Annotated in this window: 23 protein-coding genes and 1 pseudogene; 10 read left to right on the top strand and 14 right to left on the bottom strand. The window is 55.4% G+C overall.

Going from position 1 to position 25,722, the window contains the following annotated elements; genetic code table 11:
• From bioB to ENI00_RS07950, 6 genes are all read left to right on the top strand, one after another.
• On the top strand, positions 1 to 896 hold an 896-nt coding region (gene bioB, locus ENI00_RS07925; RefSeq protein WP_304101114.1), incomplete at its 5' end, for a biotin synthase BioB.
• 8 nt (positions 897 to 904) lie between these two features.
• Positions 905 to 2,065, top strand: coding sequence for an 8-amino-7-oxononanoate synthase (gene bioF, locus ENI00_RS07930; RefSeq protein WP_304101116.1), 1,161 nt, complete (start codon positions 905 to 907; stop codon positions 2,063 to 2,065).
• Between the two features lie 15 nt (positions 2,066 to 2,080).
• Positions 2,081 to 2,773, top strand: a complete 693-nt coding sequence (gene bioD, locus ENI00_RS07935; protein WP_304101118.1) for a dethiobiotin synthase — start codon at positions 2,081 to 2,083, stop codon at positions 2,771 to 2,773.
• Between the two features lie 51 nt (positions 2,774 to 2,824).
• Positions 2,825 to 3,070, top strand: coding sequence for a flagellar basal body rod C-terminal domain-containing protein (locus ENI00_RS07940; RefSeq protein ID WP_304101120.1), 246 nt, complete (start codon positions 2,825 to 2,827; stop codon positions 3,068 to 3,070).
• A 376-nt stretch (positions 3,071 to 3,446) separates the two neighbouring features.
• Positions 3,447 to 5,246: an acyl-CoA dehydrogenase C-terminal domain-containing protein gene (locus ENI00_RS07945; RefSeq protein WP_304101122.1), complete on the top strand. Its 1,800-nt coding sequence runs from the start codon at positions 3,447 to 3,449 to the stop codon at positions 5,244 to 5,246.
• Between the two features lie 224 nt (positions 5,247 to 5,470).
• Positions 5,471 to 7,267 (top strand): acyl-CoA dehydrogenase C-terminal domain-containing protein, encoded by a 1,797-nt coding sequence (locus ENI00_RS07950; protein ID WP_304101124.1) that lies wholly within the window; start codon positions 5,471 to 5,473, stop codon positions 7,265 to 7,267.
• A gap of 19 nt (positions 7,268 to 7,286) precedes the next feature.
• Here ENI00_RS07950 and holA read toward each other — a convergent pair whose 3' ends face one another.
• The 3 genes from holA to leuS are packed head-to-tail and all read right to left on the bottom strand — an operon-like array spanning position 7,287 to position 11,504.
• The gene (gene holA / locus ENI00_RS07955) at positions 7,287 to 8,288 is read right to left on the bottom strand and encodes a DNA polymerase III subunit delta (RefSeq protein ID WP_304101127.1); all 1,002 of its coding nucleotides are present in this window, start codon (positions 8,286 to 8,288) and stop codon (positions 7,287 to 7,289) included.
• Positions 8,285 to 8,917, bottom strand: a complete 633-nt coding sequence (gene lptE, locus ENI00_RS07960; protein WP_304101129.1) for an LPS assembly lipoprotein LptE — start codon at positions 8,915 to 8,917, stop codon at positions 8,285 to 8,287. The genes holA and lptE overlap by 4 nt, the downstream gene beginning before the upstream one ends.
• Before the next feature lies 1 nt (position 8,918).
• Complete coding sequence (gene leuS / locus ENI00_RS07965) at positions 8,919 to 11,504, bottom strand: leucine--tRNA ligase (RefSeq protein WP_304101131.1); 2,586 nt, start codon at positions 11,502 to 11,504, stop codon at positions 8,919 to 8,921.
• Positions 11,505 to 11,660: 156 nt separating this feature from the next.
• Here leuS and ENI00_RS07970 point away from each other — a divergent pair, with 156 nt between their 5' ends.
• Entirely contained in the window at positions 11,661 to 12,209 is a 549-nt protein-coding gene (locus tag ENI00_RS07970) for a zinc ribbon-containing protein (RefSeq protein ID WP_304101133.1), read from the top strand.
• Here the strand turns inward: ENI00_RS07970 and lnt are convergent, their stop codons facing one another.
• The 9 genes from lnt to ENI00_RS08015 all read right to left on the bottom strand — a co-directional run bounded on the left by lnt (position 12,210) and on the right by ENI00_RS08015 (position 22,075).
• The gene (lnt, locus tag ENI00_RS07975) at positions 12,210 to 13,760 is read right to left on the bottom strand and encodes an apolipoprotein N-acyltransferase (protein ID WP_414674230.1); all 1,551 of its coding nucleotides are present in this window, start codon (positions 13,758 to 13,760) and stop codon (positions 12,210 to 12,212) included.
• Positions 13,750 to 14,598, bottom strand: coding sequence for an HlyC/CorC family transporter (locus tag ENI00_RS07980; RefSeq protein ID WP_304101135.1), 849 nt, complete (start codon positions 14,596 to 14,598; stop codon positions 13,750 to 13,752). The genes lnt and ENI00_RS07980 overlap by 11 nt, the downstream gene beginning before the upstream one ends.
• On the bottom strand, positions 14,595 to 15,068 hold the full coding sequence (gene ybeY, locus ENI00_RS07985) for an rRNA maturation RNase YbeY (RefSeq protein ID WP_304101136.1): 474 nt from the start codon (positions 15,066 to 15,068) through the stop codon (positions 14,595 to 14,597). Before ybeY ends, ENI00_RS07980 begins: the two co-directional genes overlap by 4 nt.
• Entirely contained in the window at positions 15,065 to 16,048 is a 984-nt protein-coding gene (locus tag ENI00_RS07990; protein WP_304101137.1) for a PhoH family protein, read from the bottom strand. Before ENI00_RS07990 ends, ybeY begins: the two co-directional genes overlap by 4 nt.
• An 86-nt stretch (positions 16,049 to 16,134) precedes the next feature.
• Positions 16,135 to 17,481 carry a tRNA (N6-isopentenyl adenosine(37)-C2)-methylthiotransferase MiaB gene (gene miaB, locus ENI00_RS07995; protein WP_304101139.1) on the bottom strand — a complete coding sequence of 449 codons (1,347 nt, stop codon included), beginning with the start codon at positions 17,479 to 17,481 and terminating at the stop codon, positions 16,135 to 16,137.
• Positions 17,482 to 17,627: 146 nt separating this feature from the next.
• A complete protein-coding gene (locus ENI00_RS08000; RefSeq protein WP_304101141.1) occupies positions 17,628 to 18,644 on the bottom strand; it encodes a nucleoid-associated protein in 1,017 nt (338 codons plus the stop codon).
• 258 nt (positions 18,645 to 18,902) lie between these two features.
• Positions 18,903 to 20,561 (bottom strand): sulfate adenylyltransferase subunit CysN, encoded by a 1,659-nt coding sequence (gene cysN, locus ENI00_RS08005; protein WP_304101142.1) that lies wholly within the window; start codon positions 20,559 to 20,561, stop codon positions 18,903 to 18,905.
• A 1-nt stretch (position 20,562) separates the two neighbouring features.
• A complete protein-coding gene (gene cysD, locus ENI00_RS08010) occupies positions 20,563 to 21,471 on the bottom strand; it encodes a sulfate adenylyltransferase subunit CysD (RefSeq protein WP_304101143.1) in 909 nt (302 codons plus the stop codon).
• Between the two features lie 193 nt (positions 21,472 to 21,664).
• The gene (locus tag ENI00_RS08015) at positions 21,665 to 22,075 is read right to left on the bottom strand and encodes a PilZ domain-containing protein (RefSeq protein WP_304101144.1); all 411 of its coding nucleotides are present in this window, start codon (positions 22,073 to 22,075) and stop codon (positions 21,665 to 21,667) included.
• A 225-nt stretch (positions 22,076 to 22,300) separates the two neighbouring features.
• On the opposite strand from ENI00_RS08015, the gene rimO reads away from it, so the two are divergent.
• The 3 genes and pseudogenes from rimO (at position 22,301) to ENI00_RS08030 (ending at position 24,267) form a co-directional block, all read left to right on the top strand.
• The gene (rimO, locus tag ENI00_RS08020; protein ID WP_304101145.1) at positions 22,301 to 23,671 is read left to right on the top strand and encodes a 30S ribosomal protein S12 methylthiotransferase RimO; all 1,371 of its coding nucleotides are present in this window, start codon (positions 22,301 to 22,303) and stop codon (positions 23,669 to 23,671) included.
• A 169-nt stretch (positions 23,672 to 23,840) separates the two neighbouring features.
• Positions 23,841 to 24,041, top strand: a pseudogene (locus ENI00_RS08025) (DUF4160 domain-containing protein); the annotation flags it as partial.
• A gap of 1 nt (position 24,042) precedes the next feature.
• A complete protein-coding gene (locus ENI00_RS08030; protein ID WP_304101147.1) occupies positions 24,043 to 24,267 on the top strand; it encodes a DUF2442 domain-containing protein in 225 nt (74 codons plus the stop codon).
• Here ENI00_RS08030 and ENI00_RS08035 read toward each other — a convergent pair.
• Entirely contained in the window at positions 24,183 to 24,485 is a 303-nt protein-coding gene (locus ENI00_RS08035; RefSeq protein ID WP_304101149.1) for a CcdB family protein, read from the bottom strand. The two genes, ENI00_RS08030 and ENI00_RS08035, sit on opposite strands and share 85 nt — an antisense overlap.
• Before the next feature lie 76 nt (positions 24,486 to 24,561).
• The gene (locus ENI00_RS08040; RefSeq protein WP_304101152.1) at positions 24,562 to 25,515 is read right to left on the bottom strand and encodes an IS110 family transposase; all 954 of its coding nucleotides are present in this window, start codon (positions 25,513 to 25,515) and stop codon (positions 24,562 to 24,564) included.
• Positions 25,516 to 25,722 lie beyond the last annotated feature (207 nt).

The following is a 25,722-nucleotide window of genomic DNA, read 5'->3' on the forward strand; positions in this document are numbered from 1 at the left end:
CCTGCCCGGAAGACTGCAAGTATTGCCCCCAGAGCGGTCACTACAATACCGGCCTGGAAAAGGAAAAACTGCTGGAAATCGAGGCGGTGGTTGCAGAAGCTCGTGCTGCCCGGGAAAAAGGCGCATCGCGGTTTTGCATGGGTGCCGCGTGGCGCAGCCCTGCCGCAAAAGACATGCCGTATGTACTGGACATGGTTCGGCAGGTGAAGTCTTTGGGCCTGGAGACCTGCATGACGCTGGGCATGCTGAAGCCGGAGCAGGCAGGCGAGTTGGCTGAGGCGGGGCTTGATTACTACAACCATAATCTGGACACCTCGGAGAAGTATTACAGCCACATCATTACCACGCGCACTTATCAGGATCGGCTGGATACCCTTGAGAACGTGCGTGATGCAGGCATGAAAGTGTGCTGCGGCGGCATCTTGGGGATGGGTGAGGATGAGGATGACCGGATGGGCCTTCTGGTTCAACTGGCCAATCTGCCGCATCATCCGGAAAGTGTACCGGTGAACATGCTGGTGAAGGTGAAGGGAACGCCTATGGAGAATGTGGAGGACCTGGATCCGTTTGAGTTTATTCGCGTTCTCGCGGTCGCCCGGATTCTGATGCCGGCGTCGCATGTGCGGCTCTCGGCAGGGCGGGAAATGATGAATGAGCAGATGCAAGCGCTGTGTTTTCTGGCGGGTGCGAATTCCATTTTCTACGGCGAGAAGCTGCTGACGACGTCGAATCCGGAAGCGGATGCGGATAGAGCGTTGTTCCGTCGTTTGGGTATCCGGCCGGAGCAGCGGGAGCAGTGCGCTACTGAGGCGCAGGAAGAAGAAGCAATTGTCGGTGATTTAGAGCATGAGGCTACTCGTCACATGTTTTATGACGCTGCTCGGGAATCAGCCTAGGTTTTTTTGTGCGCGACTTCAATGCAGAACTGGAACAGCGAAAACTGGCCGGACTCTACCGGATACGCCGGCAGATTGCTGGTCCCCAGCAACCGGTTTTAACCGCCAACGGTAAGCGGTTACTCTCGTTTTGCAGCAACGACTACCTTGGCTTGGCAAATCATCCTTCGAATATTGAAGCGCTCCGGAATGCCTTGCCCGAAACAGGATTAGGCGGTGCGGCGTCCCATCTGATCTGTGGGCATCATGAGGCCCATCATTTACTGGAAGAACGCCTTGCGGCTTTTACCGGGCGCAGTTCGGCGTTGTTTTTCTCCACCGGCTACATGGCCAATCTGGGCGCGATTTCTGCGCTGGCGGGGCGCGGGGATACGGTTTTTTCAGATCAGTTGAACCATGCTTCCATTATTGACGGCTGCAGTTTGAGCCGGGCGACGGTGCGTCGTTATCCCCATGGGGACGTGGCATCACTGGCGGTGATGCTTGCTGAGACGCCCGGGCACAAGCTGGTGGTAACGGACGGTGTGTTCAGTATGGACGGCGATGTGGCGCCTCTGCGGGAACTGGCGGATGTCTGCCGGGCGCACGACGCGTTGCTTGTGGTAGACGATGCCCATGGGTTTGGCGTTCTCGGACCGCAAGGGCGCGGGAGTGTGGCGGAGCTTGGGTTGTGCGAAGCGGATGTGCCGGTTCTGGTGGGCACTCTGGGTAAGGCCGCAGGTACTAGCGGTGCCTTTGTGGCGGGGCCGGTGATGCTGATGGATTATCTGGTGCAGAAGGCCCGAACCTATATTTACACGACCGCGATGCCGCCAGCGTTGGCACTGGCTAGTTGCACCAGCCTTGAGCTGATTGAGCAGGGCGATGACCGGCGTGCGCATCTGCACTCGCTAATTGAGCGGTTCCGGCGAGATGCCGCCGCTTTCGGTTACCAGCTCATGCCATCGCGCACACCCGTTCAGCCGATCATGATTGGGGGCAATCAAGAAGCTTTGGCACTGAGCCAGGCGCTTGAAGCTTGCGGGTTGCTAGTGACCGCTATCCGCCCGCCGACCGTGCCCGAGGGCGAGGCGCGCTTGCGAGTAACGCTCAGCGCAGCCCATTCACATGATGATCTGGAATGCCTTCTGCAGGCCCTGTCGGATTGTCGCCACTTGTTAGGATCCTGATCAGTGAGTGAGGCTATGGCTAAGAAGACATTTTTTGTGACCGGTACCGATACCGGTGTTGGCAAAACCATGGTGTCCGCCGCAATTCTGGAAGCCGCCAAGGCGGCGGGTAAGCGCACGCTGGGCATGAAGCCTATTGCCTCGGGTTGCGAACACACCCCGGAAGGGCTGCGTAATGACGATGCGCTGATTCTCTTGCAAGCGGCCACTGAAACGGTTGCTTACGATCTTGTAAATCCGGTTGCGCTGGCGCCGGCCATTGCACCCCACGTTGCTGCCGCACAAGCCGGGCGTAACATTTCCGTGGACCGCCTGGTGGGGTTCTGCCGCGGTATGCACATGCGCCCGGCGGACCTTTTGCTGATTGAAGGTGCTGGTGGCTGGAGAGTTCCGTTGAATGACCGTGAAACGTACTCTGCCGTGCCGGCGGAGCTGGGTGTGCCGGTCATTCTGGTAGTTGCTCTCAGGCTCGGGTGTATTAACCAGGCACTCTTGACCGCAGAGGCAATCCGTAACGATGGGTTAGTGTTGGCGGGGTGGGTCGCTAACCACGCAGAGGCAGAAGAAATGAGCTGTGAGCAGGAAACCCTGCGGTATCTTATGGATCACCTGCTGGCGCCTTGTCTGGGCGTTGTACCCTGGATTGAGGGGGCCGGGCCGGACATCTTGGCGGGCGATCTCGATATCAACGTATTGTTTGAAAATTGACCCATAATATGGCTTAATGGTGTCAATTAATGGTCACTGGTACCTGCAATCATGATCAACAATACGCTGGCAATCGGTATTCAAGGCATTCAAGACGGCATGTCCGGCATGGAAAATGCCGCCCGTAAAATTGCGCGCGCCGGCGTTGATGGTCCCCAAGGCAGCGCCGAAAGCGGAAGCAGCCTTATTGAACCGATCGTTGATCTCAAGCTCTACCAGCGCAGCGTGGAAGCGTCTGCACAGGTGGTTAAAACAGCGGATGAAACGCTTGGTTCACTGTTAGACATCATGGTTTAAGTCCGGGCCCTACGAGCCCTCTATCGTCACTGCTTTCTACCTCTTTGAATAAATCTGCATCTGGCTGCTGTTCGTGAGTCGCGTAATACCGACTTCGCGCTCGGCTAAAACGCCTGAAAGAGCCCTGTTAATAGTCGTCAGACCCCCCTTGCTGCACGTATATTTCTCCTTTTGAGAGCCTCTCTGAAGGGTGTTTCAGACACCAATCTCTACACAAATTGTGCGCCCCGCTATTGACAATTCCATGCCTCTAAACGTATGTTTCAAACAAGTGTTTAATTAAAGCTGTAGCGCGCCGTGTTGCAGTGTCTGAGCTAACCCAAGGCCGCAAGCTGTTGTTCCTTTTCAGCCTAGACCGAAAACCGAGGTGGTTTACATGCCCGAGTACAAAGCGCCCCTGCGTGATATCAAATTCGTGATGAACGAACTGCTCGACAGCGAGGCCCACTATGTCAGCCTGGAAGGTGCTGAAGACGCAACTCCGGAGCTGATTGATGCCATTATCCAGGAAGGTGCGAAGTTTGCGGAGCAGGTGCTCTCACCGTTGAATGCGGTTGGCGACAGGGAAGGCTGTACCTGGAGCGAAGACGGTGTAAAAACCCCGTCAGGCTTCAAGGAAGCCTACGATAAGTATGTCGAAGGTGGCTGGCCGTCTCTGGCAGCTCACCCCAACTATGGTGGTCAGGGCCTGCCGGATTCGCTGGGCATTGTCATGAGCGAAATGAACGGCACCGCCAACTGGTCCTGGGGCATGTATCCTGGTTTGAGCCACGGCGCCATCAACACGCTGGAAGCACACGGTACCGAAGAGCAGAAGCAGACCTATCTGAGCAAGATGATCAGCGGCGAGTGGACAGGCACCATGTGCCTGACCGAATCCCACTGCGGCTCGGATCTGGGCACCCTGCGCACCAAGGCAGAACCAAGCTCGGACGGTTCATACAGCATTACCGGCACCAAGATTTTCATCTCCGCCGGCGAGCACGACATGACTGACAACATCATTCACATCGTGCTGGCGCGCCTGCCAGGCGCACCGGCCGGCACCAAGGGTATTTCCCTGTTTGTGGTGCCCAAGTGTCTGCCGGCTGCAGATGGCTCCGCCGGTGAGCGCAACGCCGTATCCTGCGGCTCAATTGAGCACAAAATGGGCATTCACGGCAACGCCACCTGTGTGATGAATTTTGACGGTGCCAAAGGCTGGCTTATAGGGCCTGAGAATAGAGGCCTAAACTGCATGTTCACCTTTATGAACGTCGCCCGTATTGGTACCGCTATTCAGGGCCTGGGCGCAGCTGAGCTGGGCTTTCAGGGGTCGCTGGCCTATGCCAAAGACCGTCTGGCCATGCGCTCATTGAGCGGCGCCAAAAATCCGGAAGGCATTGCAGACCCGATCATTGTTCATCCCGACGTTCGCCGCATGCTGCTCACGCAGAAGGCTGTTGCGGAAGGGGCCCGCGCACTGATTTACATGACGGCGCAAAAGGCCGATCTGGTTGAGCGTGGCAAAACAGAAGAAGAGCGCAAAGACGCCGATGAGCTGCTGGGTTTCCTGACGCCGATCGCCAAAGCGTTCCTGACCGAAATTGGCTATGAAGCCGCCAACCTCGGCATGCAGGTGTTTGGTGGCCACGGGTTCATCTCCGAGTGGGGCATGGAACAGAACGTCCGTGATTCCCGTATTGGCATGATCTACGAAGGCACAACCGGTATTCAGGCACTGGACCTGCTTGGCCGTAAAGTGCTGATGAGTCAGGGCGAGTCGCTCAAATGTTTCACCAAACTGGTGCACAACTTCTGCAAGGAAAACGCGGATGACGAGCAGATGAAGCCGTTCGTTGAGCCGCTGAATGTGATCAACAAGGAGTGGGGCGACCTGACCATGAAAGTGGGCGTGACCGCCATGAAGAACCGTGAGGAAGTGGGCGCTGCGTCGGTAGATTATCTGATGTATTCCGGCTACGCAGTGTTTGGTTACCTGTGGGCTCGTATGGCGAAAATCGCTCAAGACAAGCTGGCAGAGGGTACAACGGAAGAGCTGTTCTACAACGCCAAGTTGCAGACTGCTCGTTTCTACTTTACCCGCATGTTGCCGCGCACCAGGACTCACGCGGTCACCATGCTGGCGGGCGCGGACACCCTGCTGGATATGCCGGAAGAAGCCTTCGCGCTTTGATGTCATTCTGATATCAATCGGATATCCCAGAGCATCGAAAGGTAACCGTTAAGCAAAGCCCGCGCTCTCCAGGGAGGCGGGCTTTTTTCATGAGTTACGGTTTGGTTTGAGTTAGAATATTGCCCATAAAATAGAATAATCCCGGTCACACGGCCCGCGCAGGTGAACTGGCTTTGAGCTTGTTTGCCACCTGCACAGACAGTTCAGGAATTTGGAGAGTTTTAATGGCTGATTATCAAGCACCTTTGCGTGACATGCGTTTTATACTGAACGAAGTTTTTGATGTACCGACTCTTTGGGCATCATTGCCGAAAGTGGCGGAAAACGTAGACCCCGACACCGCCGATGCGATTCTTGAAGAGGCCAGCAAAATCACCAGCGGCGTACTGGCCCCCATCAGCCGTGAGGCAGACGAACAAGGCTGCAAATTGCACGACGGCGAAGTCACCACGCCGGAAGGCTTCAAAGAAGCGTATAAGACCATTGTGGAGGGCGGCTGGAACGGCCTTGGCGGCAACCCTGAGTTCGGCGGCATGGGCATGCCGAAAACGCTGGTGGCCCAGTTTGAGGAAATGATGCAGGGCGCCAATATGGCGTTTGGACTTGCACCTATGCTGACGGCCGGCGCTTGCCTCGCACTGGATGCTCATGGCAGCCAGAACCTGAAAGAAAAATATCTGCCAAACATGTATTCGGGTGTCTGGTCTGGCGCTATGGATTTGACAGAACCCCACGCCGGAACCGATCTGGGCATTATCCGCACCAAAGCCGAGCCCAACGATGACGGTTCGTTCAGCGTGACGGGCACCAAGATTTTTATCACTTGGGGCGAGCACGATATGGCGGAGAATATTGTTCACCTTGTATTGGCAAAGCTGCCTGGCGCCCCGAAAGGCCCCAAGGGCATTTCCATGCTGCTGGTTCCCAAGTATCTCGTGAAAGACGACGGCTCCCTGGGTGAGCGCAACAGTTTGAGCTGTGGCTCCCTTGAGAAAAAAATGGGGATCAAAGGCTCGGCAACCTGTGTCATGAACTTTGACGGCGCTAAAGGCTGGCTCGTAGGTGAGGAAAACAAGGGCCTGAACGCCATGTTCACCATGATGAACTATGAGCGCCTGGGTGTGGGTGTTCAGGGTATCGGCGCCGCAGAGGCTTCTTTGCAGAGCGCGCGGGAATACGCCATGGATCGCGTTCAGGGCCGGGCGGCGACAGGCGCACAGCAGCCTGAAAAGGCAGCCGATTCGATTCTGGTGCATCCCGATGTGCGTCGCATGCTGCTGACTATGAAAGGCTATGTTGAAGGCGGTCGCGCTTTCTCAACGTATGTGGCGCAATGGCTGGATATCGCCAAGTACGCGGATGCCGCTGACGAAGACCGTCGCAAACACGCAGAAGGCATGGTTGCGCTGCTCACACCGGTGGCCAAAGCCTTCCTGACTGATCGTGGTCTGGACGCCTGCATCATGGGCCAGCAAGTGCTTGGTGGTCACGGGTTTATCCGGGAGTGGGGCCAGGAACAGTTGGTCCGGGATTGCCGCATTACCCAGATATACGAAGGCACTAACGGCATTCAGGCGCTGGATCTGATGGGCCGAAAAGTGGTTGGAAGCCAAGGTAAACTGTACGAGCTTTTCGCGGAAGATGTAGCAGGCTTTATCGAGGAAAACAGCGGTGAAGAGAGCCTGCGGCCGTTCCTGGAACCGCTTGCAGCGGCACTCGAGCGTTTGTCGGACGTCACTGAGCACGTTATTGCCCAGGCTTCGGACAACCCGGACGCGGTTGGTGCGGCCTCAGTGGATTACCTGGATCTGTTCGGGCTAACCGCGCTGGGCTATATGTGGGCACGCATTGTGAGCGCTGCGGCACCCAAAGCCGGAGACGACACGTCAGGTTTTTACAGTGGCAAGCTGAAAACCGCTCGCTTTTACTACGATCGCCTGTTGCCGAAAACCGTGTCCCTTGCTGAGGGCATTCGCAGCGGCAGTGATTCCATGATGGCACTGACGGCCGAAGAATTCTGATACGTTTAGGTGATCAACGCTAGGCAGCCAGAAGCGCGGACATATCTCTCAGATAATGCCAGGGAGAGAGGTCATCAAAACCTTTCGCCGCGCGATCGATCTGGCTGCACAGCTTTATGGCTTCGTGCAGTTGCATTGGGTTCAGTCGTCTTGCCGCCTGTTCCAGTGCCCGGGCTCGTTGGGGTTGAAAAACGCCACGCTTTTTGAAAAAGGCCGTGGGGTTTTCGGTTCGGTTTACACCTGTTTTCAGTTCGAGCAGGAGGTTGAGGTCGCGGCTCAAAACAGCCAGAAGGCCCAGAGGGTTTTCACCTTCTTGCTGTAAAACGCCAATCATTTTGCCCGCGTGGGGCGCGCGCCCGCTAATCAGTTCGGTGACCAGTTCAAAGCCATTGAAACGCGAGCTGTCCTGAACGGCCTGTTCAATCACCACCTCATCAATAGCGTTGCCATCCGTAAGGAGCGCTAACCGGTCGAGTTCCTGACTGGCGGCAAGCAGGTTGCCCTCAAGCCGCTCAGCCAGCATTGCCAGGGCTTCGCGGGTCAGATTCAAACCCTTGTTGCTTGCCCGTTGCTGAAGCCAGCCCGAAAACTTGTCGGCATCCACCGGCCATACGGGCACGTGTACGCCTTTGGACTGTAGCTCCTTGTACCATTTGCGCCGGGTTTCAGAGGCGTCCAGGCGGGCGCTGATGAGCAGAACAATAATATCTTCGGGGGGCTGCTGAAGAACGCGCTCCAGCACGGAACGACCGTCTCCCAGTTTTCCGGTGGGTAGGCGAATCTCAATCCGGCGACGTTCAGAGAATAAAGACATGGCGCTGAGCTCGTCCGCAACGGTATTCCAGTTGAGCTGCTGATCTGCGTGGAAGGTGAGGCGATCGTGAAAGCCTGCCTCTTTTGCGGCGCCCCGGATCTGATCGCAACACTCCTGTACTAACAGAGGTTCATCTCCGGACACCAGATACACCGGGGCAAGGCCCTTGCGGAGAATCTGCGGCAACTGGCCCAGGGTTGTTTTCATTGTGGGGTAGCGGGCGTCACGGCGGGTGTGGCAGAGGGCTCCACAGATTGCGTGTTGGTCGCGTCGCCCTGGGCGCTGTTCTTCGGCTGATTGTCCTGAATTTCCTGCAACCGTTCCGGAGTAATGGGCGCCAGACGGAAGATAATCTGCTGCGCCAGACGGTCGCTCAACTGCCGCTGAAGGTTTTCCTCTTCACGCTGTTTGGCAAGCACGTTGGTTTCATCGTATCGGTAGCTCTCGCTGGTCGTAAGGCGAGTGCTGGCGATAATCGGAACCCCGTCACGGCTGATCAACTCAAGGTTAACTGAGTGGCGGAGAGTGTACTCGGCCGCAGCTGCCTGAGCGGTAACGGCTGAAGCCCTGCGATCTCGTTGAAAATCCCGAATTCGCAGGCGATAGTTTGCTTTATCGCCGGATGCCAGTTCCACGCCTCCCAGCTCAAGTTGTTCACGAACGGAAAGGCAAAGAGACGCAGGTACTGGCTCCTGGCAATCCAGATCCAGGGGTTCAAGTGCAGAGGAAACCGGCGGCGCACCCCGCAACTGAAAACCACAGGCGCCCAAACTGATGGCCATCGCAATAACGGCCATCAATCGGGCGGGGGCTTCCTTCAGGGCATAGAGGCGCATATCAGTTGGCCACCACGTTAACCAGTTTGCCGGGCACGACAATGACCTTGCGCACAGTAGCGTCCTCAATGAACCGTATAACATTTTCGTTTTCCAGCGCCAGCGTTTCCAGGTCAGCCTTGCTGATGTCTGCCGGGACCTCTGCCTTTGCGCGTACCTTGCCGTTAACCTGTAAAACCACCTGAATCTGGCTACGGACCATGGCAGTTTCATCAGATACAGGCCAGGGCGCGTCGACAACCGGGTTGGTGTGGCCCAGGTCCTGCCAGAGCGTGTGGCAGATGTGTGGCACGATCGGCGCCAGCATCAGTACGGCCGTCTCCAGAGCTTCCTGGCGGGCAGCGCGGGTTTGGGGTTCATCGTCGCTCAGCCTGCTGACATCGTTTAACAGTTCCATTACGGCCGCGATAGCCGTGTTGAAGGTAAGGCGTCGGCTGATGTCGTCGCTTACCTTGGCAATGGTTTCGTGGGTTTTACGGCGCAGGTTTTTCTGTGCATCGTTCAGCGCATTCAGCTCAAGTGCCGGGGCAGCGCCGCCAGCAACTTGTTCGTTTACCAGACGCCACAGGCGTTTGAGGAAGCGGTGGGCGCCTTCTACGGCGCTGTCTGACCACTCAAGGGACTGTTCAGGCGGCGCTGCAAACATCATGAACAGGCGCACCGTATCCGCACCGTGGGCATCAATAATGGACTGTGGGTCAATGCCGTTATTCTTTGACTTGGACATTTTGGTCACGCCGCCGGCGATGACAGGTTGCCCGTCGCCCTTGTGAACGGCGCCTATGGCATGGCCTTTGTCATCCCGCTCGACAATGACGTCTGCAGGGGCAATCCAGATCTTTCCGCCTTTGTCATCTTCGCGGTAATAGGTGTCTGCCAGCACCATGCCTTGAGTCAGAAGCTGTTTGAACGGCTCGGAGCTGTTGACCAGGCCCACGTCGCGCAACAGCTTGTGAAAGAAGCGCGCATACAGCAGGTGCAAAATCGCGTGCTCAATGCCACCGATGTACTGATCGACCGGCAACCAGTAGTTGGCTGCGGCGGGATCGAGCATGCCTTTGTCGTAATTCGGGCTGCAGAACCGAGCGTAGTACCAGGACGACTCCATAAAGGTGTCGAAGGTGTCGGTTTCCCGCATGGCCGGCTGGCCATTGAATGAGGTTTTTGCCCACTCGGGATCGGATTTGAGTGGAGACTGAACCCCGTCCATGGCCACATTTTCGGGCAGGAGAACCGGTAACTGATCGTCGGGCACCGGTCGCTGAGTGCCGTCTTCCTGGGTCACCATAGGAATAGGCGCGCCCCAGTACCTTTGGCGGGACACCCCCCAATCACGAAGGCGATAGTTAACCGTGCGTTTGCCGATGCCGCTTTCTTCCAGGTAATCGGCAATGGCATCAAAAGCTTCGTCGCTGGTCAGGCCGCTGTATTTACCCGAGGACACCAGCACGCCTTTTTCAGGAAAGGCCTTTTCCTGAACATCGATTTCGCGACCATCAGTGGCGGCGATCACCTGTATCACGGGCAAGCGATACTTGAGCGCAAATTCGTGGTCTCGCTCATCATGGCCCGGCACGGCCATCAGGGCGCCTGTGCCATAGTCAGTCAGCACAAAATTAGCGATCCAGACCGGAATTTCTTCTTGTGTGAGCGGGTTTACAGCTTTGAAGCCGGTATCCACGCCCTTCTTTTCCATTGTGGCCATGTCGGCTTCGGCCACCTTGCTGTTACGGCACTGATCGACAAACGCCTTGACGTCTTTGTGGCGCTCAGCGGCCGCTTTGGCCAGCGGATGCTCCGCAGCTACCGCCATATAACTCACCCCCATCAGGGTGTCCGGGCGGGTGGTGTACACCGTCAGGCCGTCGTCGCTGTCCTTCAGTGGGAAGGTCAGTTCCGTACCCATGGACTTGCCGATCCAGTTGCGCTGCATGGTTTTGACCTGCTCCGGCCAGCCATCCATGTCGTCCATGTCGTTCAGCAGTTCTTCGGCGTAATCGGTGATGCGAATGAACCACTGGGGAATCTTTTTTTGCTCAACCAAAGCACCAGAGCGCCAGCCACGGCCATCAACAACCTGCTCGTTTGCAAGAACGGTCTGATCGACAGGGTCCCAGTTCACGGTGGACATTTTTTTGTACACCAGACCCTTTTCATAAAGCCGCGCAAAAAACCATTGTTCCCAGCGATAGTAGTCTGGCTTGCAGGTTGCCAGCTCACGGCTCCAGTCGTAACCAAAACCCAATTGTTTGAGCTGGTTTTTCATGTACTCGATGTTGGAATAGGTCCACTTCGCCGGCGCGGTTTTGTTGGCGATGGCGGCGTTCTCGGCGGGCAAGCCAAACGCGTCCCAGCCCATGGGCTGCATAACGTTTTTGCCTTGCATGCGCTGGTAGCGGGAGATCACGTCGCCGATGGTGTAGTTTCGCACGTGCCCCATGTGCAGCTTGCCGCTGGGGTAGGGGAACATGGACAAGCAGTAGTATTTGGGTTTGCCCGGCTCTTCCCTGACTTCAAAGGTTTTGTTTTCGTCCCAGAAGGTGCGCGCATTGTGCTCTACGTCACGGGGATTGTACTGCTCGTCCATACCTGCCATTTCCAAAGTTACCCTGTATAAAATGATGTGCGGAGCGGCCGGACATTCTAACGCACACACGGCGTAACAGGTAGTCCGGCCATAGGCTTGTTCGCTTGCCAGCGATGGCCCACAATGAGGTCAGGGAATTCATAAAAGGACCATGCGATGACTGACACCGAGCGAAACCAACTCTCAGGCAAAGCGTTAGAAGCCTATGATCGCATGCTCGAGCAGGTACAGAGCCGGCTGCGCACAATGCAAGACACTACCCTGGAGACTCTGGAGGGGGAGGTCGATAACGCCATAGAGGCAGAACAGGAACTGAGGGAGATGACCAAGGACGAGATCAGCCTCCTTGGCACCTACCTGCAAAGGGATCTGGAACATCTCATGCACTTTGTGGATGAAACCGGTGAAGGCCTGGCAGAGTGGTTGCAACTCGATATGTCGCTACTGGAACAGCGGTTGACCGAACGCCTGCTGTCAGTCGCCGATCAGACTCTGGTAGACACGTTGGCGCTGCGACAAAAACTCGAAAGCCACGATGCCGGGCAGTATATTTCCGGTGAGGTCGCAACCGCTGGCATGTTCCAGTGTCTGAACTGCGAACACATGCTGTGCCTCACGTCCACCAGTCACCTGGAACCTTGCGAGGCCTGTGGGTCGCACTACTACAAGCGCGTGACCAGCCGCTGGCCGAGAAAAGAAAGCTGATCAGGTTTTAGGAACAACCCGCTCACGGACAAACACAATCAGAATCAACGCCAGGGTCAGAACCGGCCACGAAGCCGTCACCATATAAGGCGTATTGCCGCTGGCTTTGAATACCTCACCGGTCAGCACCGCGCGCTCAAACTGCGGAATACGCGCTGTGATTTGCCCCTTGTTATCAATGATCGCCGTCACCCCGTTGTTGGTGCTGCGAATCATGTATCGCCCGGTTTCCAACGCTCGCATGCGGGCGATCTGCAGGTGCTGCAGCGGCCCCAGTGAATGCCCAAACCAGCCATCGTTGCTGATCGTCAGCAGCAAGTCCGTGTTCATCGCATTACGAGCGAGAAAATCCGGATACGCCACCTCATAACAGATAAACGGCATGACCTTGGCGCCATTGACCTTTAACGGCGCCTGATTTTCCGGGCCAGGGGTAAAGCTCGACATGGGCAGGTCGAAAAAGCCGATCAACCCTCGCAGAACCCCCTCAAGAGGAACATATTCCCCGAAGGGCACCAACTTTTGCTTGTGGTAAATCCCTTCGCCGTTGCCAATGGCCATAATACTGTTGTGATAGGTAAAACCGTCTGCCCGCTCGCTGAAGCCGTACCAGGGGATGCCCGTAATGAGCGTGCTGTTTTCGCCCAGCCGCTCATCGATGTGATCAATAATCGATCCCGCCTGATCCTGGGGAATGGGGATTGCTGTCTCGGGCCAGAGGATCAGATCGGTATCCCAGTAGGGTTCGGTCATCCCCAGATAGGCCACAATTTGATCTTTCAGAAATTCCGGATCCCACTTAATGTGCTGGGGAATGTTGCCTTGCATTGCGGCGATCGAAATAGGCTTGTCACCGATTTCAGTCCAGTCAACGCGATTCAGTGCGGGCGCAACGAGCCAGGGGATCAGCGCTGCCACTGCCACTATGCCAGCGCTGGTGTGGCGCTGCCTGATGATCAACCACCCGGTTGCAAAGGCGGCGGCGCCCGTGGCGGCAATCCAGAACGTGATGCCGTGAACGCCAACAATCGGTGCCAGCCCCGCCAATGGGCCATTGGTATGAGCCGTGCCCAGATACAACCAGGGAAAACCGGTAAGCAGCCAGCTCCTGAGCCAGTCCCCGAGAATCCAGATGGCCGGGAAGAGAATGAGCCGCCGCACGGCACTGTCTTTTGCCAGTTTGCCCCAGAACCAGAACGTGAGAGCAGGCACTAGGGCAAGCCCGGCTGCGAAAGCGACTGTGAGCAGTACCGCAACGAAGATGGGCGTGTTGCCGTACTCACTGATGCTGATGTAAACCCAACTGGCGCCCGAACCAAACAGGCCCAAGCCCGTCAGCCAGCCAGCCGCGAAGAGCTTTTTCGACGGGAGCGGAACAGTAACCAGCAGGATGAGCAGCATGGAAACCGGCCCAAGCCACCATAGATAAAACGGCGAGAAGGTGAGGGTTTGCAGAGCGCCGGCAACCACGAGGGTTGCCGAGCTTAACCAGCGATTGGACAAAAACGAATGGGCTGGAGCAATGAGCGGTTTTGAATCGTCACGACTCACTGCGGGTTACCTGTAGCAAGCGGATGACACGGTTATCAGCATTGGCAATGGTAAAGCGTAAGCCGCCGAATTCGATGGTCTCGCCGCGTCTGGGCAGGTGTCCAAATTCTTTGAGTACGACGCCGCCAATGGTGTCGAATTCCTCCTCATCCAGCCCTGTGTTGAAAAACTCGTTGAAGTCATCAACCGGTGTGACCGCCTTGATAGCATAAGAGCCGTCGCCGCGGGCCTTGATGTGGGTTTCCTCGTCGAAGTCGTGTTCATCTTCGATTTCCCCGACGATCTGCTCGAGTACATCTTCAATGGTTACCAAACCCGCCGTTCCGCCGTATTCATCCACAACGATCGCCATATGATTGCGATTTTCTTTGAACTGCTTGAGAAGCTGGTTCAGGCGTTTGCTCTCGGGAACGAACGTTGGCGGGCGCAGAATCTCACGCACGTGAGACCAGTCCATGTCGTTCTTGAGCGCCAGTGGTAAAAGGTCTTTGGCGAGAAGCACACCGATGACGTCGTCCTGGCTGTCACCAATAACCGGGAATCGGCTGTGGGCCGATGAGATAACTTCGTCCAGAAATTCTTTTGGGTCCTGGGAGGCACGAACGGTAACCATCTGGGACCGTGGAATCATGATTTCATCCACGCGCATGTCCACCACCTGCATGGCACCTTCGATGATGCTCATGGCATCCACATCGATGATGGCCTGGGATTCAGCATCCCGTAGAATTTCCAGCACGTCTTCGATTGATTCAGGCCCGCCGGAGAAGGCATGTGAAATACGTTCCAGCCAAGACTTGTTAGAGCCTTGACTGCGACTCGACTGATCGTCGCTCATGAGTCTTTTTCCATTTCCTGCGCTGCGTAGGGATTGCCGAACCCGAACTGTGCCAGCAATCTGATTTCCAGAGCCTCCATGGCCTCTGCGTCATCATCGTCTACATGATCATAGCCTTGAAGATGTAACATCCCGTGCACCACCATGTGCGCCCAATGAGTTGTTGGCTCCTTGAGTTGCTCCCGGGCCTCGGCGTCCACCACGGGGGCACAGATAACGAGATCTCCTGCTAATGGCACCGTTATACCGGCTGGCGCTTCAAATGGAAAGGACAACACATTGGTGGGTTTGTCCTTGCCGCGGTATTGGTGATTCAATGCCTGGCCCTCTGAGATCCCGACGATGCGAATGGTTACCTCTGAAGAATCCTGCTCAAGCCAGGCGGCCTGAGCCCAAGTCTGAAAGAGAGATTCCGCGGGCACGCCTGGCCCCTCAAACACGTTCTGAAAATCAACCGTCAGTTCATTCACCGTTTGCGGTCGCTCCCGTCATCAAACGAATCATAGGCTTCAACAATTCGCTGAACCAGCGGGTGCCGCACAACGTCTTTGGCTTCAAAACGGGTAAAGCCAATGCCCGTGACGTTGTTGAGTACGCCCGCTGCGTGGATCAGCCCGGAATTCTGGCCGCGCGGTAAATCGATCTGAGTGGTGTCGCCGGTAATCACCGCCGTGGAGCCGAAACCGATCCGCGTCAGGAACATTTTCATCTGCTCGCGGGTGGTGTTCTGGCTCTCATCGAGAATGATGAATGAGTTGTTCAGTGTTCGGCCCCGCATGAAGGCCAGCGGCGCAATCTCAATCACGCTTTTCTCAATCAGCCGTGTGACGTGATCAAACCCGAGCATTTCATAGAGTGCGTCGTACAGCGGCCGCAGGTAAGGGTCCACTTTTTGCGCCAGATCGCCGGGCAGAAAGCCCAGTTTCTCTCCGGCCTCAACCGCCGGGCGCACCAACAGGATTCGCTTTACCTGCTCGTCTTTCAGTGCTTCCACGGCGCAGGCCACGGCCAGCCAGGTTTTACCTGTGCCAGCAGGGCCAATACCGAAGTTGATGTCGTGGGAGCGAATGCTGTGAACATATTTTTGCTGATTCGCACCGCGAGGCTTGGCGGTAAGCTTCGGGGTTTTGATGATGGTGACGGCACCGTCGAAGGGCACATCTTCCGGCAAGCGCTCAAAGCCGGTTTCGCGGATGTACAGGTGTACGGTGTCTGGTGAAATGTCTTCGGTGGCTTCGGTTTCCCGGTAAAGATGACGGACCACTTCTACTGCTGCGGCAACGTGCTCGGTGGCGCCCTCCACCCGGAAATGATGGCCTCGGCGGCTAACGTTTACTTCCAGGCGCCGTTCGATATGCTTCAGATTTTCATCGAACTGGCCGCAAAGCGTGGTCAATCTGCGTTGATCCACCGGGTGTAAGTCAAATTGTCTGGAATCGTTGGTGTCCAATATTACTCCGGATCTGATGGTTTCCCGCTCTCTGGCGGATGCGTGGCTCGCTGCGGTGCAACGATTTGGAGATGGAAAGACGAGCTTTAATACAGCTCCGAATCCACGGGCAAACCGCGCAGAGAATTCGCATAAGCCTGAACAATCTCAACGTCGATGAAGTGACCGACGATCTTTGGATTCTCATGTCGGAAATTCACAATCCGGTTGTTCTCCGTGCGCCCGGAATATTCACCAGGATCCTTCTTCGACAGACCCGTTACCAGGATGCGTTGGGTGGAACCGACCATCTTGCGGCTGATATCCATCACCGTTTGATTGATCCGGTCTTGCAGGATTTTCAGGCGTTGTTTCTTCACTTCCATCGGCGTGTCATCCGGTAAATCGGATGCCGGCGTACCCGGGCGAGCACTGTAAACGAAGCTGAACGACATATCGAAACCTATGTCGTTAATCAGCTTCATGGTGTCTTCAAAGTCCTTCTCGGTTTCGCCGGGGAAACCAATAATAAAGTCCGATGAAAAGCTGATGTCCGGGCGGATTTTGCGTAAGCGTCGCAGCTTGGATTTGTACTCAAGTGCTGTGTGGCCGCGCTTCATGGCTGCCAGAATGCGATCCGAGCCGCTTTGTACCGGTAAGTGCAGATGGTTGACCAGCTCCGGTACTTGTTCGTAGACTTCAATCAACGCATCGGTAAATTCCACCGGGTGCGAGGTGGTGTAGCGAATGCGATCAATGCCGTCGATGGTGGCGATCAAAGTAATAAGCTCGGCCAGGTCCATGACATCGCCATCGTGGGTCTCGCCTCGATAGGCGTTCACGTTCTGGCCCAGCAGGTTGACCTCACGCACATTCTGGCTTGCCAGGTGAGCCACTTCGGCGATGACATCGTCGGCCGGCCGGCTGACTTCTTCACCTCGGGTGTAGGGCACCACGCAGAACGTGCAGTACTTGCTGCAGCCTTCCATGATAGACACAAACGCAGAAGGGCCGTCGGCGCCGGGATCCGGCAGGTTGTCGAACTTCTCGATTTCCGGAAAGCTCACATCCACCACGCCCACACCGTTACCTTTCATGCGTACTTCGGTGATCATATCCGGCAGGCGGTGCAGGGTTTGCGGGCCGAAAACCATATCAACGTAAGGTGCCCGGTTGATAATGGCCTGGCCTTCCTGGCTGGCCACGCAGCCGCCAACGCCGATAATCAGCTCCGGTTTTTTGGCTTTCAGTTTTTTCCAGCGCCCCAACTGGTGAAAGACCTTCTCTTGCGCTTTCTCACGGATGGAGCAGGTGTTCAGCAGCAGGATGTCCGCATCCTCCGGGGAGTCGGTCATTTCAACCGCTTCGCCGGTTTTAAGCAGGTCGGCCATGCGGGATGAATCGTATTCATTCATCTGGCAACCGTGGGTTTTGATGTAAAGCTTTTTGGCCATGGGTCTCAACATAACTGGATGTATGTGGCGCCTGGAGCTTCGAAATGTCCGGATCTGGCGCACTGAAAGGAATAACTGCGCAGTATAACGGTGTGATCATTCCGCAACCAGTGTTGTCTCGGTAAACTGCCAGTCACTTTCTTGCCTTAATCCTCTCGATTCTCAAGAAATCGCTCAAGCTGCTCCCGCAAAGCCTTAGGCAAGCGCGTAATCGTAAGCGCATCCTTATCCCGGTCGTAGTAGATCGCCTGATTCACCAGATCCGAAGAAAAGGAAACACTCATGCCGCCACCGGAACCCGCAATACGCACCAGCTTCTTCACTTTGCGATGATCCGGGTGCAACACGCCGCTCTCGGGCATTTCCGCAGATTTGTTGGCAAACTCCCGGAAGCGCTCGGGCTGATCCTCATCCAGATAGCCAGATAACGCCTCAATGGCAACCGGCTCACCCAACGCATGTTGCTCCTTGCAGAACTCATAGGCCCGAGTGCGCACCTCGCCGGCTTTCTCCGGCTCAGAAGATTTCGCAAAAGCCTCCACGGCATCCAGAAACGTCAGTGTTTCCTTCTCCACGTCTACTTGGTTGGTGAACCCGCACAGCCGGATAAACAGGTCCCCGGGGTCGCCCGTGCCCCGCGCATGAACCAGCGTAAGGTAGTTCTCCGCTCGGTTGTCGCCCAGCCAGTCATCCAGCTCAACGCGCATCGCCAGATTCAGGCGTGACATGCTCAGTACGTCGGTGGTGTCCAATGCCTGGTTGCCATCAAAGCGCAGGGCGCCGTCGCTTTCCATAATCAGCACATAAACAACATCCGAATCCGCCAATGCCTCGTGTACAACCACTAGTTGCCCCTGAAACTCTTCCTGGGAGCCTGTCAGTAATTCTTGCCACTGCCCGAACAGCCGGTCGGTGAAAGAGGCAAAACTCTGTTTATCCTCAAGGTAATCCTTCAGCCAGCTCGCAAGCGGGCTTTCACCAATATCATCTGAAAATCGACCGTATTTCTTGCCAGGCTTGCTGTTGAACAGGCGTTTCATCTGTTTGTGCAAGGCTTCGTAATCGCCGCCCGGGGCTTCAAGGGCTTCACCACTTTGAAGGCGGGCAGGTTGGCCCGGCTGGTATTGGCTTGAAAAAGCGGTGCGCAGATGTTTGATGGCCATAAACAGAAAAGTCCCGAATGAAGAAACAAAAAAGCCCTGAAGGGGTAATTTCAGGGCTGCCGATTCTGACATGGACGGCGGTTACATTCACGGCTTAAAAGCGAATTGTTGGAGTGGGCGGTCGCCAAGGGACGGGGGTGTCTTTTCTGCCGGAAAAAGCAACTCGCTGCGCTCAGACATCTTTTTCCGGCAGAAAAGACACCCCCGCCCCTTGGCCTTTGTCACTGCAAGTCAGGCTGGGGTGAGGCTTGTCCCTGTTTAAATTCTCTTGGTTCGAATCAGTTTCTGCACCAGTGCTGCTGCGGAATTGGAAACCTCCTCCGTGCTATCGGCTGTTACTGAGACATTGGCTACGTCGGAGCCCAGGTTCACGGCAATCGCGATCAGGCCGTAAGCAATTAACAGTTGCGCGGAGCGGCGACGATCGTCTGCATTGCCGGCGTTGTCTTCACTGAGAATGACTGAGGTCTTGCCCTGGTCGAATAACGCTCGCTCTAATGCCAACGCAAGAGCCGGTGCCTGTTTGCCGGTGCAGCCGATGATCAACGGCTTCTGCGCAAGCCTGCGTTCGCGCTCTTCCGGGCTTACCGGTTCCAGAGTTTCTGCCGTATCTGCCAGGCCATCAATCATGCCGGCGCCGACGGTTACGTTGGTAAGCCGGTCGATAACGATGAAGCTGCCTGTGGCGTGGTTGCGCTGGTAGGCGTCAAACGCAATTGGCTGGCTCAGGGTCAGTTCACACAGGCCAATTTCATTCACCTGCAGTAGGGCAGGGTTGGCGTTTTGCTCCAGGGTGTTTACGTCGGTCTGGTAATGAATCTTGCGGACCGTGCCGGATGTGTAGGTTGGGCCCAGTTTGATGTCATACAGGCGTCCGGTTTGCAGGGGCGCGTCGGTCATCCATACGATGTTGGCGTTGAAGCGGTTGGCCACTTCTGGCTCGTCTTCCGGCTTTACCAGCATGTCGCCGCGACTCAAGTCAATCTCGTCTGTGAGCGTCAGCGTTACCGCCTGATCGATGTAGGCTTCGTCGAGGTTGCCATCGAAGGTTACCACTTCCTTGATGGTGCTGGTGCGCCTGGAGGGCAGGGCCATAACCGTGTCGCCCGGGCGGACCACGCCGGAAGCGATGGTGCCGCAGAAGCCGCGGAAATTGAGGTTAGGCCGGGTGACGTACTGTACCGGAAACCGGAAATGCTCCAGGTTTTTGTCGCGGCCTACTTCTACCGTTTCCAGAATATCCATCAGCGGTTGGCCGTTAAACCAGGGCATGTTCTCGCTGGGGTTGACCACGTTGTCGCCTTCCAGCGCTGAAATCGGTACAAACCGGATATCTTTGAGCCCGAGTTTGGCGGCGAAGGCCAGGTATTCTTCCCGGATTTCGTTAAACCGATCTTCGCTGTAGTCCACAATGTCCATTTTGTTAACCGCCACCACGATGTGCCGGATACCAAGCAACGAGGCAATGTAAGAATGCCGGCGCGTCTGGGTCAGCACTCCGTGGCGGGCGTCGATCATAAGAATGGCCACTTGTGCCGTGGAGGCGCCGGTGGCCATGTTGCGGGTGTATTGTTCGTGTCCCGGCGTGTCTGCAATGATGAACTTGCGCTTGTCGGTGGAAAAGTAACGATAGGCAACGTCGATGGTAATGCCTTGCTCACGCTCGGCCTGCAAGCCGTCAACCAGCAGGGCAAGGTCCAGCTTTTCGCCGGTGGTGCCCATTTTGGCGCTGTCGGTTTTCAGGCTGGCCATGTGATCTTCGTAGATCATTTTGGTGTCGTGCAGCAGGCGGCCAATTAGGGTGCTTTTGCCGTCGTCAACACTGCCGCAGGTTAGCAAGCGCAGCAGTTCTTTGTTCTCGTGCTGCTTCAGATAAGCCTGGATATCGTCGGCGATAAGATCAGATTGGTGTGCCATATCAGAAGTACCCTTCGCGCTTTTTCTGTTCCATGGAGCCGGCCGAATCGTGATCGATCACGCGGCCCTGACGTTCTGAACTGGTGGCCAGCAGCATTTCCTGAATGATCTCGGGCAAGGTGTCTGCCTCGGATTCAATGGCGCCGGTCAGTGGGTAGCACCCAAGGGTGCGGAAACGGATGGATTTCATCATCGGCTTCTCCCCCTCTCTTAGCGGCATGCGATCGTCGTCCACCATAATGAGCGTGCCGTCGCGCTCAACCACCGGGCGCACGGCGGAATAGTAAAGAGGCACCAGCTCGATGTTTTCGAGATAGATGTACTGCCAGATATCCAGCTCGGTCCAGTTGGAGAGCGGGAACACGCGAATGCTCTCGCCCTTGTTGACCTTGCCGTTATAGGTATTCCAGAGCTCCGGGCGCTGATTCTTGGGGTCCCAGCGGTGGTATTCGTCACGGAACGAGTAGACGCGCTCCTTGGCTCGGGATTTTTCTTCGTCCCGACGGGCGCCGCCAAAGGCTGCATCAAATCCGTATTTGTCCAGGGCCTGCTTCAGCGCCTGGGTTTTCATCACGTCTGTATGCTTGGCGCTGCCGTGGGTGAACGGGCCAATGCCCTGTTCCACGCCGTCCTGATTGGTGTGCACAATCAAATCCAGCCCGTATTCCCTCACCTTGCGCTCCCGGAAATCAATCATGTCCCGGAACTTCCAGGTGGTGTCTATGTGCATCACAGGAAACGGCAGCTTGCCGGGATAGAAGGCCTTTAGCGCCAGGTGCAGCATGACCGCAGAATCTTTGCCAATGGAGTAGAGCATGACCGGGTTATCAAACTCGGCGGCCACTTCGCGGATGATGTGGATGCTTTCCGCTTCCAGTTGTTTCAGATGCGTGAGGTTGTATGTGGTCATGATAATCCGTTGCCGCAGTAGGCCTTTAAGGCGTGCAAAATTGAGCAACAACTATATCAGAGGCAATAAGGCTATAAGAAGGCTTGCGGTTAGAGTTTTGAGTTATAGCAATATAGCGCTCAAGTAATCGCGACCAGAAATGAGCGGGGAGGCAAACCGAAAGCTGAGAAGAACTGTGCGGCGTCGCAGAGTGTCAGTTGGATCCAGACGTGTCTGTGAGAAGTTTTCGTACGTAATTGTCTACGTAGTCAAATCCGTTGTCTTCGAAATCCGCAAACTGGATGCCGAACTGAAACTCGTCACGGGCCATTCTGCGAAGGTGGACAATGTTTCCGTTGGCTAAAATCGAGACCGGTTGAGTGGCTGCGACCGGAACAGAAAATCTGGTTTTGACCTTGACGCAGTTCCCCGGTGCCGGGGCCTTGAGGTACGGCATCAGTTGGCCGGCGGTTTCCTGATTGCACGAAACCATCACCCCTGTGCGAGAAAGGTTCGAGATTTTGCACGTGAGCTGGCAGCCATCCGGCCCCTCAATAACGATATCAGTCACAACATCTGCACGTTGCTGGTTGCGCAAGTTTGGCTTAACGGTGGCAGCTTTCATGGGCACTCTTGTAGGCGCTGTAGGGGCATGCTCAGATTCAAATAATGTGTCAGAACAAAGTGTAATAAACAAAAAGTGTAGTAGTTTGTTTTCTGATCAGCAACTTAAGCGTCGTACATTGCTGCAGAAAGGGGCCTGATTGGTGTAAAATCATCGCCTCTATCTATTCGCGTGCTCCCCTTGGGTGGCAAGAATCCTGAAGCGTTTTCTAACAGAAAAAACCGTATGACAGAAAAAACTGAAAGTATTGAAAGTAATAAAAGTATCGAAAGTACAGTAGCGAGCAACGGCAAAGTTGGCTTCATCAGCCTGGGTTGCCCGAAAGCCCTGGTGGATTCCGAACGGATCCTGACCCAGCTGCGGCTGGATGGCTACGACGTAGTGCCCACTTACAATGATGCAGACGTAGTGGTGGTGAATACCTGCGGTTTTATTGACGCCGCCAAGCAGGAATCGCTGGACGCGATTGGTGAAGCTATCAGCAAAAACGGTAAAGTGATTGTCACCGGTTGCATGGGCGTGGAAGCCGACAGAATTCGGGAAACCCACCCAGGTGTGTTGGCGGTATCTGGCCCGCACGCCTATGAAGAGGTGGTAGGTGCGGTGCATCAGGTTGTTCCGCAGACCCGCAAGCACGATCCGTTCACCGATCTGGTGCCTCCCCAGGGCATCAAGCTGACACCGCGGCATTACGCGTACCTGAAAATTTCCGAAGGCTGCAATCATCGTTGCACCTTTTGCATTATTCCGTCCATGCGCGGCGATCTGGTGAGCCGCCCGATTGGCGATGTGATGGACGAAGCTCAACGGCTGGTCGACGCCGGGGTAAAAGAGCTTCTGGTGATTTCCCAGGACACTTCGGCCTACGGCGTAGACACCAAGTACCGCACCGGTTTCTGGCAGGGACGTCCGCTGAAAACCAAAATGCAGTCGCTTTGTGAAACCTTGGGCGAAATGGGTGTTTGGGTGCGTTTGCACTATGTGTATCCGTACCCCCACGTGGACGATATTATTCCGTTGATGGCAGCGGGCAAAATCTTGCCGTATCTGGATATACCCTTCCAGCACGCCAGCCCGAAAGTGCTGAAAGCCATGAAACGCCCGGCCCACGACAGCAAAACCCTGGACCGCATACACAAGTGGCGGGAAATCTGCCCGGAGCTGACCATTCGTTCCACGTTTATTGTGGGCTTTCCCGGCGAAACCGAAGAAGATTTCCAATACCTGTTGGATTGGCTGGACAAGGCCCAACTGGATCGCGTGGGTGCCTTCACCTACAGTGCCGTTGAGGGCGCAAAGGCCAACGAGATTGAAGGCGCCGTGCCGGAAGATATCAAAGAAGAGCGGTTGGCCCGGTTTATGACCAAGCAGGCAGAAATATCTGCCGCCCGGTTACAGGCGAAAATCGGCACCACCATTGATGTCTTGATTGACGAAGTAGACGAAGAGGGTGCCATCGGTCGCTCCAAAGCCGATGCACCGGAGATTGATGGCATGGTGTACCTGAACGATGTCACTGATTTGGAGCCGGGGCAGATTGTTCGTGTGCGGGTTGAACACGCTGACGAGCATGATCTTTGGGCAACTCCGGTGTAACGGGTAATTGAATGAAAAAACTGCCTCTGTAATCGGGGGAAAACTTGTTTGACTTGTTCATGGCTCCATTCTCTCAGATGCTGGAGCCTCCTCAAAACCCGGGGCGGTTCAGTAGCATCAGGCTCAAGATGGGTTTGCCGGACGGTTACGGGAAAAGGGTTATCGCTTCTTTTTCTTTTCGCGGGAAGAGTCTCGCATGCATGTTCATATAGTCTCAGGTGATGGCGAGGCTAAATTCTGGCTTGAACCAGACCTCGAACTAGCCAAGAATCACGGGTACAGCCGTCAGCAATTGAAAGAAATCGAATCATTGGTGGAGGGTCACCGCGATGAGCTTGTCAGCGCTTGGAAACAGCACTTCAGCAGTTGAGGTGACAAATATCTCGACTCACGGTGTGTGGCTTTTGGCTCACGACCGTGAATTTTTCATGCCATACAACAGCTTTCCCTGGTTCAAGGAGCAGAAAGTTAGTGCCATTGTGAATGTCGAAGAGCAATCCCCTGGTCACTTTTACTGGCCTGATCTTGACGTAGACCTTACCGAGGAAATTATTGAGCATCCCGAACGGTTCCCGAATGTCGCCCAAAACACATAACAATACGCGTCACGGGACAGTCTTTTCTGCGCTTCGCTCCGTAAAGTCCGCCGGCGCGCCGCCGACGCTATTTTCGAGGCCGAGCGCTTCCCAAGCGGAATCACGATGCGTGTTGCCAGCTCTGAAAGGTGCGGGCTCTGGATGTCCACCAAGCAAGGATAAAATGATTTGCTGGTTTTGCTTGGGTTGGCATAGTGGTCTCCAAGGGAGGCTTGCAAGTCCTGAGTATTTTATGCGCATTGCGGTGCGTATTCAGGAGCATTTAACAAGTGACTATGGCGTCAACCCTTAAATTCAGGCCGGTTTGGGCGACCAAAAGACACCGTCACGAACCATGGAGTTCAGGATCACGACCATTTTCCTGACACAGGCAATGAGGGCTGTTTTCTTGGCTTTTCCGCTGGCGATCAGTCTCTGATACAGATCTTTGAAGACAGGGTTGCACTGAATTCCGGACATCATTGCCATATACATTACGGTTCTGATCTGGGGGCGACCTCCACGAATCCGCCGCTGTCCCTGATAGCTTCCGCTCTCCCGATTGATCGGGGCGACACCGATGAGCGCGGCGGCTTGTTTGTTTGTCAGGTAGCCCAATTCAGGCATGTTGCTAATTAGGCTGATGGCAACGACCTGCCCAACACCGGGCATACTCTGAATAATGGCGCTGCGGGTGCGGTAGTGATCACAACTGTCGATCAACTTGCTGAGTTTTTCATCGACTTTGGCAAGTTGGTTTTTGAGCAATGTCAGCATGGGTTTGATGCTGCTGGTGATGGATTTCGGCATAATCTGGAGCCGATTCTTCTCCATGGTTTGCATGGTTAGCAACTGGCGTCTCCGGGCGAGCAGGTCGCTCATGAGCTGCAGTATCTCTGGTTTGAGCTGCGACAGGTCAGGTTTAATAGCCTCTGCGTAATGGGCGATCAACCTGGCATCTAGGGTGTCTGTCTTGGCCAACTGACCAATCGCCCCGGCAAAGCGTTTGACGTGGATCGGATTAGCAACGACGAAGGGTAAATGCGCTTTAGCGCAAGCAAGAGTGAACTCCTGTTCCAGGCGGCCGGTTGCCTCTATGACGATCCGGGTAGGGCCGTGTTTTTTGAGTTCTTTAATAGCCTTGGAAATGCCAGAATTGTCGTTCGGTACGGTGAACGCAATGCCCAAAGGGCGGATAAAAATATCGAGTTGATGCTTGCCGGTATCGACGCCGACATTGATCTCGTTTTGATTATTTGAGGTGTCCATAATAAGCTGACTCTGCCTTGTAATACGGGCTCGAGGCCCAGTTGACTATCCGAGTTGGTAGCTTGGAGTCTACGCAGCGTTCTCACTTGTTAACGGTCTCTCAATAGAGGAACCAGTCGCTCACCGAACTGCTGTGTAGGAAGCTTTAGTTGCTGCTAAAGCCTGGGCCTCACTTTACCCAAACTGCAGAGTTAGTATCCATACAAG

The sequence above is a fragment of the Marinobacter antarcticus genome (assembly GCF_011049865.1).
Taxonomy (GTDB): domain Bacteria; phylum Pseudomonadota; class Gammaproteobacteria; order Pseudomonadales; family Oleiphilaceae; genus Marinobacter; species Marinobacter antarcticus_A.

Excerpts from the sequence above, each read along its gene's own strand:
- ENI00_RS07980 (WP_304101135.1), bottom strand. The coding sequence starts at position 14,598 with ATGAGCGACGATCAGTCGAGTCGCAGTCAAGGCTCTAACAAGTCTTGG.
- ENI00_RS08040 (WP_304101152.1), bottom strand. The coding sequence starts at position 25,515 with ATGGACACCTCAAATAATCAAAACGAGATCAATGTCGGCGTCGATACC.
- bioD (WP_304101118.1), top strand. The coding sequence starts at position 2,081 with ATGGCTAAGAAGACATTTTTTGTGACCGGTACCGATACCGGTGTTGGC.
- lptE (WP_304101129.1), bottom strand. The coding sequence starts at position 8,917 with ATGCGCCTCTATGCCCTGAAGGAAGCCCCCGCCCGATTGATGGCCGTT.
- holA (WP_304101127.1), bottom strand. The coding sequence starts at position 8,288 with ATGAAAACAACCCTGGGCCAGTTGCCGCAGATTCTCCGCAAGGGCCTT.
- ENI00_RS08015 (WP_304101144.1), bottom strand. The coding sequence starts at position 22,075 with ATGAAAGCTGCCACCGTTAAGCCAAACTTGCGCAACCAGCAACGTGCA.
- cysN (WP_304101142.1), bottom strand. The coding sequence starts at position 20,561 with ATGGCACACCAATCTGATCTTATCGCCGACGATATCCAGGCTTATCTG.
- ENI00_RS08000 (WP_304101141.1), bottom strand. The coding sequence starts at position 18,644 with ATGGCCATCAAACATCTGCGCACCGCTTTTTCAAGCCAATACCAGCCG.
- cysD (WP_304101143.1), bottom strand. The coding sequence starts at position 21,471 with ATGACCACATACAACCTCACGCATCTGAAACAACTGGAAGCGGAAAGC.
- leuS (WP_304101131.1), bottom strand. The coding sequence starts at position 11,504 with ATGGACGAGCAGTACAATCCCCGTGACGTAGAGCACAATGCGCGCACC.
- miaB (WP_304101139.1), bottom strand. The coding sequence starts at position 17,481 with ATGGCCAAAAAGCTTTACATCAAAACCCACGGTTGCCAGATGAATGAA.
- rimO (WP_304101145.1), top strand. The coding sequence starts at position 22,301 with ATGACAGAAAAAACTGAAAGTATTGAAAGTAATAAAAGTATCGAAAGT.
- ENI00_RS07970 (WP_304101133.1), top strand. The coding sequence starts at position 11,661 with ATGACTGACACCGAGCGAAACCAACTCTCAGGCAAAGCGTTAGAAGCC.
- ENI00_RS07950 (WP_304101124.1), top strand. The coding sequence starts at position 5,471 with ATGGCTGATTATCAAGCACCTTTGCGTGACATGCGTTTTATACTGAAC.
- ENI00_RS07940 (WP_304101120.1), top strand. The coding sequence starts at position 2,825 with ATGATCAACAATACGCTGGCAATCGGTATTCAAGGCATTCAAGACGGC.
- ENI00_RS07945 (WP_304101122.1), top strand. The coding sequence starts at position 3,447 with ATGCCCGAGTACAAAGCGCCCCTGCGTGATATCAAATTCGTGATGAAC.